The organism is Pseudomonas sp. B21-028 (assembly GCF_024749045.1).
GTDB lineage: Bacteria > Pseudomonadota > Gammaproteobacteria > Pseudomonadales > Pseudomonadaceae > Aquipseudomonas.
In genome coordinates, this window is sequence record NZ_CP087184.1 from 4,794,188 (window position 1) to 4,806,681 (window position 12,494).

A 12,494-nucleotide genomic window follows, 5' to 3' on the forward strand; every position below is an offset into this window, starting at 1 on the left:
CCCCGGAAAGTTTGCCCAGGAGTCCCATGAGAACGGAAGGATCGGGCCAGGCATCCGTCTCACCGCAGGGGAGGCACACTGAAGCGCCTGAATCCCAATCCATCACCATCCAGGTATCCGAAATCACACAACAGGCGTCCGCCAGCGGTGTGGCCGCAGCGGCGTCACTGGACACTTACCACCTCTCCCCCGAACTGGTCCCCCTGTTATCGGTGCCAGACGCGACCTCCGGCATCCGAACGTTCAGGACACGTACGTACGTCGAGCTTGAAGACGGTGCAACGGTACTGCTGGGCCGCGATGCCGAACAAAACTATCGGGCCCGGTCAAGCACTGAGCTCATCGCCTCTGGACCGCGCCTGGAGCAAGTGCAAGGCAGCCTCCTGTGGCGGCGGGTTTCCCAGCCCGTCGAACCAGGTAACAGTGACTCCCCACAAACCATCACCCTCCACAGCCTGTCGGACGATGAACCGTCCGGAGCGACCGCGCCCAAGCGCCAGCGCACGACGTCGCCTCCCCCAGGCGAAGCCGCTGTGCAAAGCCCGGCGGTATTCAGGCGGGACTGGGCGTTCACGCCTACGCTCACACGGCCTCAATTCATCACCGTGAACGATGTTCACTACAAGGTGATGAGTCGCATGGAGGAGCGCGAATTCCCGATCAGCTACATCCAGCCCCCCACCCATCCTGCCTATGATTTCGACCTGCTGGAGGCCATTCTCAGGCATACGCCTGACGAGCAGCCCAGGGCCGTCATACGCGTCCCACCGGATGATCACTGGGAGATCGACGCCAGGCTGCCCTTCGAAAAACCGCTGACGGCCTACGTCAGGGACGTTTTTCCGGAAGTCACGACCGTCACCCTGGAAAACATTGCCAGAAAGCAGTTCGAGCTGGCCAACAGCTCGAACTATGCCGATGCCGCGGGGTTGACCGCCCTCAGGCAGATTTTCCACAGTTGGAAACAGGCCACCCCGTCACCGCACCCGCAATGGAGCGATCCATTGCTGATGCTCTCGATTCTGCCAACCTCATCAGGTGTTACGAGCACCTCGCGGGCGATCGAGCTGCCCTTCCCGTCCTCGGCCGGCCCATTGGAGCGGCTGGATTTCGACCCCATGCGGTTCCGGCGGCAGTGGGATTTCTTCCTCTCGACCTATTCGACAGTGGACTTCAAACGCTTCATGGCCGGCCTCCTGACCCGTAATGGTTATACGGTCATGGAGCCCAACAACTTCAACAGCTTTCCGGCATTGGTCTTTCGGCGAACAGGGCATGACCATCTGTTTTTCATGAGCCTGCATCGCACCCGGATCCCGAAGCTGTCCCTGCCCACCCACACCAACCCCAACACCACCGGCATGAACCTGGAAACCCAGGTCGGCGACGCCGCCGCGCAAGCCGTCAAGAACGCCCACGCCGCCAACAAGATCATCTGGCTCAAGGGCGGCTCCCAGATCCTGCCAGGCTACGCCGACACCGTCTTCATCATCCGGGATGACAATGCCCGGCTGTAACAGGCAGGCAAAAAAAAGCCCGCAGTGTGAGCGGGCGAAAAACCAAGGAAGCTCTATGCGCAGGCGCTTCCAGGAGCAGGCGGCTGCCTGGGGTCAGCTGCCGCGATAGGTTGAATAGGCGTAGGGCGAAATCAGCAGGGGCACGTGGTAGTGCTCCTGCTCGGCCGAGATGCCAAAGCGCAGCACCACCACGTCGAGGAAAGCCGGATCGGGCAATTGCACACCCCGGGCGCGGTAGTAATCGCCAGCGTGGAATTGCAACTGATAGACCCCCGAACGGTAATCCTCCCCCTGCAACAGCGGTGCATCACAACGGCCATCGCTGTTGGTCGACGCGCTGGCGACGAGGTGCAGTTGCGGGCCTTCTACACGGTACAGCTCGACCTTGATCGAGCTGCCCGGGCAGCCGTGTGCAGCATCCAAAACGTGAGTAGTCAAACGTCCCATTGATTGTGCGTGCCTCGCTGCAGAGCAGTCCGGCCCGACGCCTCCTGATCAGTTGAAAGACAAGCCGCACCGTTTCAGAGCATGAAACGCTGCGGCGATGTGCAAATTAAGACATTTTAAAAAGAAATTGTACACAATAAAAAACACACATTTGCTCCACCCTTCGTCCGCCCGCTCCTTAGACCAGGTTCGAGCCAAACCAAAGGATACACGGCTCCTCTAATGATTAATTGACCAAACCGGCAGATTTCTTGCAGTGTAGGGTCAGCCAGGGGTGCGGTGAAAAATGCAGAAAAACGGGCTTACAAACTGCGCATAAAGTTGTATACAATCACCCCATCGTCGTGACGCCAGCCTTTGCTTCATCGCCCGGGCGCCACCTACATGGTACGAACAAGAAGGAAGACTGCAGTGAGCGCTGACTATCCACGCGACCTGATCGGTTACGGCAGTAACCCTCCCCACCCCCACTGGCCGGGCAATGCCCGCATCGCCCTGTCCTTCGTGCTCAATTACGAAGAAGGCGGCGAGCGCAACATCCTGCATGGCGACAAGGAGTCCGAAGCGTTCCTTTCGGAAATGGTCGCGGCGCAACCGCTGCAGGGCGAGCGCAACATGAGCATGGAGTCGCTGTACGAGTATGGCAGCCGCACCGGCGTCTGGCGCATCCTCAAGCTGTTCAAGGAATTCGATATCCCGCTGACCATCTTCGCCGTGGCGATGGCCGCCCAGCGTCATCCGGACGTGATCCGCGCCATGGTCGCCGCCGGTCATGAGATCTGCAGCCACGGCTATCGCTGGATCGACTACCAATATATGGATGAAGCCCAGGAACGCGAGCACATGCTCGAAGCGATCCGCATCCTCACCGAAATCACCGGCGAACGTCCGCTGGGCTGGTACACCGGCCGCACCGGCCCCAATACCCGGCGGCTGGTGATGGAGGAAGGTGGTTTCCTCTACGACAGCGACACCTACGACGATGACCTGCCCTACTGGGAACCGAACACCCCCAACGGCAAGCCGCACCTGGTGATCCCGTACACCCTCGATACCAACGACATGCGCTTCACCCAGGTGCAAGGGTTCAACAACGGCGACGACTTCTTCCAGTACCTCAAGGATGCTTTCGATGTGCTGTATGCCGAAGGCGCCGAGGCCCCGAAGATGCTCTCCATCGGCCTGCATTGCCGTCTGATCGGCCGTCCTGCGCGCCTCGCTTCCCTCAAGCGTTTCCTCGAATACGCCAAGGGCCATGAGCAGGTCTGGTTCAGCCGTCGCGTCGACATCGCCCGCCATTGGCAACAGACCCATCCGCACCCTGGAGCCACCCAATGACCGCGTTCCAGACCCTCAAGCCGTCGACCCTGAGCCGCGAGGCGTTCGTCGATGCCTTCGCCGACATCTACGAACACTCGCCGTGGGTCGCCGAGAAAGCCTTCGACCTGGGCCAGGACCCGTCGATCGACGAGATCGAGACCCTGCACCAGCGCATGAGCGACATCCTGTTGAGTGCCGATCACGCCAGCCAACTGGCCCTGATCAACGCTCACCCGGACCTGGCCGGCAAAGCCGCCGTCCAGGGCCAACTGACCGAAGCCAGCACGAACGAACAGGCCGGCGCCGGTATTCACCAATGCACGGCCGAAGAGTTCCAGCGCTTCACCGAGCTGAACGACGCCTACAAGGCCAAGTTCGAGTTTCCCTTCATCATGGCGGTAAAAGGCAGCAACCGGCACCAGATCCTCGCGGCGTTCGAAACCCGCATCCACAACCCGGTGGACACCGAGTTCAAGTGCGCGCTGGCGGAGATCAACAAGATCGCGTTGTTCCGGCTACTGACCCTTTAGCGAGCAGCCTGACCCAGGCAGCAAGCATCCCAGCCAACTTATTAAAGGCAGACAAGAAGAATGAAAGCTTACGCCGTACCTTTCGAGAAGTTCGTCAACCTGGCCGACGCCCGTCTCGGCACGAAGATCATCTCCGTCACCGATGACTGGTTCGCCGATGCCAACCGCCTGTTCCAGCCCACGCCGGCCGTTTGGAAGGAAGGCGTGTTCGATGACAACGGCAAGTGGATGGACGGCTGGGAGTCGCGCCGCAAGCGCTTCGAAGGCTACGACAGCGCCGTGATCCGCCTGGGCGTACCGGGCTCGATCAAGGGCGTGGACATCGACACTTCATTCTTCACCGGCAACTACCCACCGTCGGCGTCCCTGGAAGCCTGCTTCCTGGCCGAAGGTGAACCGGACGACAACACTCAGTGGACCGAAGTCCTGTCCGCTGTCGAGCTGCAAGGCAACAGCCACCATTACCACGAAATCAGCAACGACCAGGCCTTCAGCCACCTTCGCTTCAACATCTACCCCGACGGCGGCGTGGCCCGGCTGCGGGTCTACGGCATTCCGTATCGCGACTGGTCGGCTGTCGGCGACAACGAACAGATCGACCTGGCGGCTGCTCTCAACGGTGGTCGCGCCCTGGCCTGCTCCGACGAGCACTTCGGTCGCATGAGCAACATCCTCAACCCGGGCCGTGGCGTCAACATGGGCGACGGCTGGGAAACCGCCCGTCGCCGCACGCCAGGCAACGACTGGGTCATCGTTGCCCTGGGCCACGCCGGCGAGGTCGAGAAAGTCATCGTCGACACCCTGCACTTCAAGGGCAACTACCCCGACAGCTGCTCGATCCAGGGCGCCTTCGTCAAGGGCGGTACCGACAGCCAGATCGAAACTCAGTCTTTGTTCTGGCGCGAGCTGCTGCCAAGCCAGAAACTGGAAATGCACGCCGAACACACCTTCGCCGAGCAGATCAAGGCCCTGGGCCCGATTACCCACATCCGCCTGAATGTGTTCCCGGATGGGGGTGTGAGTCGCCTGCGGGTATTGGGCAAGGTCGCTAAATAGGGTCGGGCCCAATCGCGAGCAGGCTCGCTCCCACAAGGACACGCGGTCAAATGTGGGAGCGAGCCTGCTCGCGATAGCAATAGAACAGACAACACAGAATTTTTGGATAAGAAGACCAACATGCGCACACTCAAGATCGAACCCTTGACCAAAGAAGCCTTCGCCCCCTTCGGTGACGTGATCGAAACCGACGGCAGCGATCACTTCATGATCAATAACGGTTCGACCATGCGCTTCCATCGCCTGGCGACGGTTGAAACCGCCACGCCGGACGACAAGGCGATCATCAGCATCTTCCGCGCCGACGCGCTGGACATGCCGTTGACCGTGCGCATGCTGGAGCGCCATCCGCTGGGCAGCCAGGCTTTCATTCCGCTGCTCGGCAACCCCTTTCTGATCGTGGTCGCGCCACTTGGCGATGCACCTGTATCAGGCTTGGTCCGCGCCTTCGTCACCAACGGCAGGCAGGGCATCAATTACCATCGCGGCGTCTGGCACCACCCGGTGCTGACGATCGAAAAGCGGGATGACTTCCTGGTGGTTGATCGCAGTGGCACAGGCAATAACTGCGATGAGCATTTTTTCAAAGAGGATGAGTGTTTGATCCTCGCCCCCCACCAATAAGAGAAGCGTCCGATCACGCGAGAACAAGCGTGACGGGCGAGAGGTAACGACTGTGGAAGCACATTTGCTGGAATGGCTGAACCTGAGCATCCGCTGGGTTCATATGATCACTGGCGTGGCCTGGATCGGCGCGTCGTTCTATTTCGTCTGGCTGGAAAACAACCTCAATCGCGTCAACCCCAGGAGCGGCCTGGCCGGTGACCTGTGGGCCATCCACGGTGGCGGCATCTACCACCTGGAAAAATACAAACTCGCACCGCCGTCCATGCCGGACAACCTGCACTGGTTCAAGTGGGAAGCCTATTTCACCTGGATGTCGGGTATCGCGTTGCTGTGCGTGGTGTTCTACTGGAATCCAACGATCTACCTGCTGGCCCCCGGCAGCACTTTGAGCGGGCCCGAAGGCGTCGCCCTGGGCATCGGTTCATTATTCGTCGGCTGGTTCGTCTATTCCTTCCTTTGCGACTCGGCCCTGGGCAAGCGTCCCGCTCTGCTCGGCGCGATCCTGTTCGTGCTGCTGATCGCCGCGGCCTATGGGTTCAGCAAGGTGTTCAGCGGTCGCGGTGCCTACCTGCATGTCGGGGCAGTCATCGGCACGATCATGGTCGGCAACGTGTTCCGCATCATCATGCCGGCACAGCGTGCGCTGGTCGCCGCCATCGCCGAGAACCGCACGCCCGATCCGGCGCTGCCGGCCAAGGGCTTGCTACGCTCGCGGCACAACAACTACTTCACCTTGCCCGTGCTGTTCATCATGATCAGCAACCACTTCCCGAGCACCTACGGCAGCCAGTACAACTGGTTGATCCTCGCCGGGATCGCGGTGGCGGCGGTGTTGGTGCGTCATTACTTCAACACCCGTCACGACAGCAACCGGTTTGCCTGGACGCTGCCAGTCGGCGCCCTGGCGATGATCTGCCTGGCGTATGTCACCGGACCCAAGCCCGTATCCACCGCCCCCGACGTGGCCAAGGCGCCGGCCGCCATCGAGTACCAACCATTGCCGGAAACCGCCGTCGGCGGTGGTGCCAAGCCGCAAACCGTGCCTGCACAACCCGCCGCAGCGCCGGCCCAGGCCGCCAACGCCCAGGGGCCTTCGTTCGAGAAGGTACATAGCGTGATTCAGGAACGCTGCTCGGTCTGCCATTCGGCCAAGCCCACCAGCCCGCTGTTCAGCGCGGCACCGGCCGGGGTGATGTTCGATACGCCACAGCAGATCCAGCAACAGGCCGCGCGTATCCAGGCCCAGGCCGTGACCACCCAGATCATGCCCCTGGGCAACATCACCCAGATGACCCAACAGGAACGTGACCTGATCGGCGCGTGGATTACCCAGGGCGCACAGACCAACTGAGTATCCCTACCCGGCCTGGCTGACCCCGTTACACGCACTACCTGCCAGGCGACCCGGTCGCCTGGCAACCACTCCCTGCATCTCGACAAATATTGTTCCAGACAGCTGAACGAGCCCTCCGGGAATCTTTCCCTGGGTTCGGCAAGCAGGATTTGCCACAAGCAAAAACCTGACCGAACGGATGTTTTATCTGGAGAAAAGGCGCCACACCAGAGCGCTGACAAAAAAAAGCGGTACCACTTACCTTGGGAGCAAACCGAATGCAACGTACGTGCACCAACCTGATACTCGCAGGATCCTTGCTGGCCGGCGGCCAGGCCATGGCCGACGATCTGTTCCAATGGCAGAACAACAGCCTGACCTACCTGTACGGCAAGGATTTCCAGGTCAACCCGCGCATCCAGCAGACGGTGACCTTCGAACACGCCGATGCGTGGAAATACGGCGACAACTTCTTTTTCCTCGACCGGATCTTCTACAACGGCAAGGAGGACGGCCAGTCGGGCTCGAACACCTACTATGGCGAGTTCAGCCCGCGTTTGTCGTTCGGCAAGATTTTCGACCAGAAGCTGGAAGTGGGACCGATCAAGGACGTGTTGCTGGCCATGACCTATGAGTTCGGTGAAGGCGACAACGAGTCCTACCTGATCGGCCCGGGCTTCGACCTGGCCATCCCTGGCTTCGATTATTTCCAGCTGAACTTCTACAACCGCCAGACCGAAGGCCCACGCGCTGGCGACAACGTCTGGCAGATCACCCCGGTGTGGGCATACACGATTCCCGTGGGCTCATCCGACATCCTGATCGACGGTTTCATCGACTGGGTGGTGGACAACGACAGCAATTCCAAAGGCACCTCCCACGCCAACCTGCACATCAACCCGCAGATCAAATATGACCTGGGCAAGGCGTTGAACCTGGGTGCCAAGCAGTTGTACGTGGGTGTGGAATATGACTACTGGAAGAACAAGTACGGAATCGAAGACAGTGATGGGTTCAAGACCAACCAGAGCAATACGAGCTTCTTGCTGAAGTATCACTTCTGATTACCCACCTTGATCCTGGATACACAGGAATCCTTGTGGAAGCCGAGCTTGCTCGCGATAGCGATGGATCAGGCCAGGTAAGTGCTGGATGTACCGCCGCCATCGCGAGCAAGCTCGGCTCCCACAGGGGTTATGGGTGGGTTGAGATTTCGCGTTCACCACAAATCCCTTGTGGGAGCGAGCCTGCTCGCGATGGCGATGGATCAGTTGGCATCAACCCTGAGCCACCCCCAGGAACCGTCTCAGTTCATCGCGCTGGGCCAGCGCATCCCGGCGGCCCAGCTCGATCAGTTCGTTGCAATACCCCGCCTCGAACAGCAGATAGCTCAACACACTGGCACCGCTGGTCTTGGTCGCGCCCGGCCCGCGCAGGAAAACCCGTAGAGCACGGGGCAGCTCCTGGCGGTGGCGGGCGGCGATTTCATCAATCGGCTGGCTCGGAGAAATCACCAGCACGTCTACCGGTGCCGCGCCCAAGGCATGGACCGGCACGTCGTCGGGTAGCAAATGACTGAACCCGTTCAGGCGCTGAAGCAACTCGATATCGCTTTCCAGGCTGTCAATGAAGGTACTGTTGAGCATGTGCCCGCTGATCTGCGCCAGGGTCGGTTGCAGACCGGTGTAGCTGCGCGCCACCGGCTCCGCCGCAGCGAACCCACGGGGGTTGCCGCTGACACCGATGACCAGCACCCGATTCGCGCCCAGATGCAATGCCGGGCTGATGGGCGCCGACTGGCGCACCGCGCCGTCGCCGAAATACTGCGGGCCGATCTTGACCGGCGCGAACAGCAGGGGAATCGCCGAACTGGCCAGCAGATGCTCGACCGACAGCACCGTCGGCACGCCGATCCGCCGGTGGCGCAGCCAGGCGTCGATAGTCCCGCGGCCCTGGTAAAACGTCACGGCCTGGCCGGACTCATAACCGAACGCCGTCACCGCCACCGCACGCAATTGGTGTTCTGCGATGGCCTGCTCGATACCCGAAGCGTGGAACTGTGCCTCGAGCAACTCACGTAGCGGCGAACTGTCGATCAGCGCCACCGGCAACCTGGCGCCCAGGCCCAGCAGGCTATGACCAAAGAAACGCCTTGCCTGGCCCAACACTCCCCGCCAGTCGCTGCGCATGACTTGATGGCTGTGCACCGCCTGCCAGAACGCGGTCAACCGCTCGATGGCCGTCTTGAAGTGCATCGCCCCGCTCGCCAGGCTGACCGCATTGATCGCCCCGGCCGAGGTGCCGACGATCACCGGAAACGGGTTCTGCGCCTCGTCCGGCAACAATTCGGCAATTGCCGCCAATACCCCCACCTGATACGCCGCCCGAGCCCCGCCGCCGGAAAGAATCAAACCTGTAACCGGTTCAGCTGGGATCATCGCAACACTCCGTGCTCATGGATAGGAACTGCTGGCTCAACCGCGCTTGCCGTACAGCTTCGGCTCACCCGGAGGACGACTCTTGAAACGCCGGTGGGCCCAGAGGTATTGCTCGGGACAGTCGCTCACCGACTGCTCCACCCACCGATTGATACGGATGCAATCGGCTTCCTCGGTCTCACCCGGAAAATCCTCCAAAGGCGCCTGGATCACCAGACGATAGCCACTGCCATCGGCCAGGCGTTCCTGGACGAACGGCACCACCAGCGCCTTGCCGAGACGGGCGAACTTGCTGGTAGCGGTCACCGTGGCCGCCTGGATACCGAACAATGGCACGAACACGCTCTGCTTGGCGCCGTAATCCTGATCCGGGGCGTACCAGATCGCCCGGCCGGCACGCAGCAACTTGAGCATGCCACGCACATCTTCACGCTCCACCGCCAGGGAGTCGAGGTTGTGCCGTTCGCGGCCCCGACGCTGGATGTAGTCGAACAACGGATTCTTGTGCTCGCGGTACATGCCGTCAATGGTGTGCTGCTGGCCGAGCAACGCCGCGCCGATTTCCAGTGTAGTGAAATGCAGGGCCATCAGGATCACGCCCTTGCCCTCGCGCTGGGCCTGCTTGAGATGCTCCAGGCCTTCGACATGAGCCAGCCTGGCCAGCCGCGAACGCGACCACCACCAGCTCATGGCCATTTCGAAGAAGGCGATACCGGTGGAGGCAAAATTTTCCTTGAGCAGATGCTTGCGTTCAGCCGTGGACATTTGCGGAAAACACAGCTCCAGGTTGCGCTTGGCGATGCGCCGTCGGTCGCCCGCTGCCCGGTACATCAGCGCCCCCAGGACACGACCGACCCGCAGCAGCAACGGGTAAGGCAACTGAACGATCAGCCACAAAAGCCCCAGGCCGCACCATAGCAGCCAGAAACGCGGGTGAAAAAAAGCACTTCGAAAACGCGGGCGATCCATTACAGCTTCCATAAAGACATGGGCCGCGCATTCTACATCGTTCGACCCGGCTTGCGGCTCGCGGACGATCTCGTTATAAGTCTCGGCACTTTTAGTGACAAGCCGTTGTACGCCGACCATGAGCCAAACCGAACCGCTAGACCAAGATTCCGTGTTCCAGCTGAAGGGCAGCATGCTCGCCATTACGGTGCTGGAGCTGGCCCGCAACGACCTGGAGGGCCTTGACCGGCAGCTCGCGGCCAAAGTCGCCCAGGCGCCGAACTTCTTCAGCAACGCCCCCCTGGTGCTGGCCCTGGACAAGCTGCCGACCCACGAAGGCTCGGTGGACCTGCCGGGCCTGATGCGCGTCTGCCGCCAGCACGGCCTGCGCACCCTGGCAATCCGCGCCAGCCGCATCGAAGACATCGCCGCCGCCATCGCCGTGGACATTCCGGTGCTGCCGCCGTCCGGCGCCCGGGAGCGCCTGTTGGAACCGGCCCCGGCCGAAGCGACCAGAAAACCGGAAAAACCGCCGGTGCCCGAGGTCAAGCCGACCCGGGTCATTACCTCGCCGGTGCGCGGCGGACAGCAGATTTATGCCCAGGGTGGCGATCTGGTGGTGGTGTCCTCGGTCAGCCCGGGCGCGGAACTTCTGGCCGATGGCAACATCCATGTATACGGTCCGATGCGCGGCCGCGCGCTGGCCGGCGTCAAGGGCGACACGAAAGCCAGGATTTTCTGCCAGCAACTGAGCGCTGAACTGCTCTCCATCGCCGGGCAGTACAAGGTTTCCGAAGATTTACGCCGTGACCCGCTGTGGGGGGCTGGCGTCCAGGTCAGCCTGTCGGGCGACGTGTTGAACATCATTCGGCTTTAACGGATACTGCCGCATTTTCCAAGCATCTCTAAAACGTAGCGAAAACGGCTAAAACGACGTAGGAAAAAGGATCAGGCAGTGTTTACCGGAGGTAAACCCGGCCCCGCCCCCTATTCCAGCCAAGCCTGTCCAATTGCAGCAGTTTTCAAGAGATGTTTTTCAAGGACGGACAACGTCCTTTTTCCTTAGGGGTGAAACACCTTGGCCAAGATTCTCGTGGTTACATCCGGCAAGGGTGGTGTGGGTAAGACCACCACCAGCGCCGCTATCGGTACCGGCCTCGCACTGCGCGGCCACAAAACTGTCATCGTCGACTTCGACGTCGGCCTGCGTAACCTGGACCTGATCATGGGTTGTGAGCGCCGCGTGGTCTATGACTTCGTCAACGTCGTCAATGGCGAAGCGAACCTGCAACAGGCCCTGATCAAGGACAAGCGCCTTGAGAACCTCTACGTGCTGGCCGCCAGCCAGACCCGCGACAAAGACGCGCTGACCCAGGAAGGCGTGGAAAAAGTCCTGATGGACCTCAAGGAACAGTTCGAGTTCGTGGTCTGCGACTCCCCGGCCGGTATCGAAAAAGGTGCCCACCTGGCGATGTACTTCGCTGACGAAGCGATTGTCGTGACCAACCCGGAAGTGTCCTCGGTGCGTGACTCCGACCGCATGCTGGGCCTGCTGGCGAGCAAATCCCGTCGCGCCGAGAAGGGCGAGGAGCCGATCAAGGAACACCTGCTGATCACCCGCTACCACCCGGAGCGCGTGGAAAAAGGCGAAATGCTCGGTGTCGAAGACGTCAAGGAAATCCTTGCGGTACGCCTGCTCGGCGTGATCCCGGAATCCCAGGCGGTGCTCAAGGCATCCAACCAGGGCGTCCCGGTGATCCTCGACGACCAGAGCGACGCCGGCCAGGCCTACAGCGATACTGTCGACCGTCTGCTGGGCAAAGACCTGGAACACCGGTTCCTCAACGTCGAGAAGAAGGGATTCTTCGAGCGCCTGTTTGGAGGTAGGTAATGAACCTTTTTGACTTCTTTCGTGCCAACAAAAAGCCCAGTACCGCCTCGGTCGCGAAAGAGCGTCTACAGATCATCGTGGCGCACGAACGCGGCCAACGCAGCACCCCGGACTACCTGCCCTCCTTGCAGAAGGAACTGGTCGAAGTGATTCGCAAGTACGTCAATATCGGCAACGATGACGTCCATGTCGCACTGGAAAGCCAGGGTAGCTGCTCGATTCTGGAACTCAATATCACCCTGCCGGATCGCTGATCGATCCAGCGGGAGCCACGGCGGCTCGGGCCTGAACCTATGTGGGAGCGAGCCTGCTCGCGATGACGGTGGACCCTTCAGCTTCAATGCAAGCTGGACCACCGCAATCGCGAGCAGGCTCGCTCCCACACAG

General features: G+C 60.9%; 13 protein-coding genes. 10 read left to right on the plus strand and 3 right to left on the minus strand.

All coding sequences use genetic code 11. The features are described from left to right. The first annotated feature begins 26 nt into the window (after positions 1–26). On the plus strand, positions 27–1,517 hold the full coding sequence (locus LOY35_RS20585) for a hypothetical protein (protein ID WP_258626425.1): 1,491 nt from the start codon (positions 27–29) through the stop codon (positions 1,515–1,517). A gap of 93 nt (positions 1,518–1,610) precedes the next feature. Here LOY35_RS20585 and uraH read toward each other — a convergent pair whose 3' ends face one another. Further along, a complete protein-coding gene (gene uraH / locus LOY35_RS20590; protein WP_024779641.1) occupies positions 1,611–1,964 on the minus strand; it encodes a hydroxyisourate hydrolase in 354 nt (117 codons plus the stop codon). A 411-nt stretch (positions 1,965–2,375) separates the two neighbouring features. Here uraH and puuE point away from each other — a divergent pair, with 411 nt between their 5' ends. From puuE to LOY35_RS20620, 6 genes are all read left to right on the plus strand, one after another. Next, positions 2,376–3,302: an allantoinase PuuE gene (gene puuE / locus LOY35_RS20595; RefSeq protein WP_258626430.1), complete on the plus strand. Its 927-nt coding sequence runs from the start codon at positions 2,376–2,378 to the stop codon at positions 3,300–3,302. Beyond that, on the plus strand, positions 3,299–3,814 hold the full coding sequence (gene uraD / locus LOY35_RS20600) for a 2-oxo-4-hydroxy-4-carboxy-5-ureidoimidazoline decarboxylase (RefSeq protein WP_024779639.1): 516 nt from the start codon (positions 3,299–3,301) through the stop codon (positions 3,812–3,814). The genes puuE and uraD overlap by 4 nt, the downstream gene beginning before the upstream one ends. Before the next feature lie 60 nt (positions 3,815–3,874). Continuing rightward, positions 3,875–4,870 carry an allantoicase gene (gene alc, locus LOY35_RS20605; protein ID WP_041021561.1) on the plus strand — a complete coding sequence of 332 codons (996 nt, stop codon included), beginning with the start codon at positions 3,875–3,877 and terminating at the stop codon, positions 4,868–4,870. A gap of 120 nt (positions 4,871–4,990) precedes the next feature. Then, positions 4,991–5,494: an ureidoglycolate lyase gene (locus tag LOY35_RS20610; protein ID WP_039594514.1), complete on the plus strand. Its 504-nt coding sequence runs from the start codon at positions 4,991–4,993 to the stop codon at positions 5,492–5,494. 52 nt (positions 5,495–5,546) lie between these two features. Further along, on the plus strand, positions 5,547–6,848 hold the full coding sequence (locus LOY35_RS20615) for a urate hydroxylase PuuD (protein ID WP_258626435.1): 1,302 nt from the start codon (positions 5,547–5,549) through the stop codon (positions 6,846–6,848). Between the two features lie 260 nt (positions 6,849–7,108). Then, a complete protein-coding gene (locus LOY35_RS20620; protein ID WP_258626437.1) occupies positions 7,109–7,894 on the plus strand; it encodes an outer membrane protein OmpK in 786 nt (261 codons plus the stop codon). Between the two features lie 213 nt (positions 7,895–8,107). Here the strand turns inward: LOY35_RS20620 and LOY35_RS20625 are convergent, their stop codons facing one another. Beyond that, a complete protein-coding gene (locus LOY35_RS20625) occupies positions 8,108–9,268 on the minus strand; it encodes a patatin-like phospholipase family protein (RefSeq protein ID WP_258626439.1) in 1,161 nt (386 codons plus the stop codon). A gap of 36 nt (positions 9,269–9,304) precedes the next feature. Continuing rightward, positions 9,305–10,237 carry a lipid A biosynthesis lauroyl acyltransferase gene (locus tag LOY35_RS20630; protein WP_258626441.1) on the minus strand — a complete coding sequence of 311 codons (933 nt, stop codon included), beginning with the start codon at positions 10,235–10,237 and terminating at the stop codon, positions 9,305–9,307. 118 nt (positions 10,238–10,355) lie between these two features. On the opposite strand from LOY35_RS20630, the gene minC reads away from it, so the two are divergent. The 3 genes from minC (at position 10,356) to minE (ending at position 12,361) form a co-directional block, all read left to right on the plus strand. Further along, positions 10,356–11,093, plus strand: a complete 738-nt coding sequence (gene minC, locus LOY35_RS20635) for a septum site-determining protein MinC (protein ID WP_258626444.1) — start codon at positions 10,356–10,358, stop codon at positions 11,091–11,093. 201 nt (positions 11,094–11,294) lie between these two features. Next, positions 11,295–12,107 (plus strand): septum site-determining protein MinD, encoded by an 813-nt coding sequence (gene minD / locus LOY35_RS20640; protein ID WP_041021853.1) that lies wholly within the window; start codon positions 11,295–11,297, stop codon positions 12,105–12,107. Next, entirely contained in the window at positions 12,107–12,361 is a 255-nt protein-coding gene (gene minE / locus LOY35_RS20645) for a cell division topological specificity factor MinE (protein WP_007960071.1), read from the plus strand. The genes minD and minE overlap by 1 nt, the downstream gene beginning before the upstream one ends. The last annotated feature ends 133 nt before the right edge of the window (positions 12,362–12,494 follow it).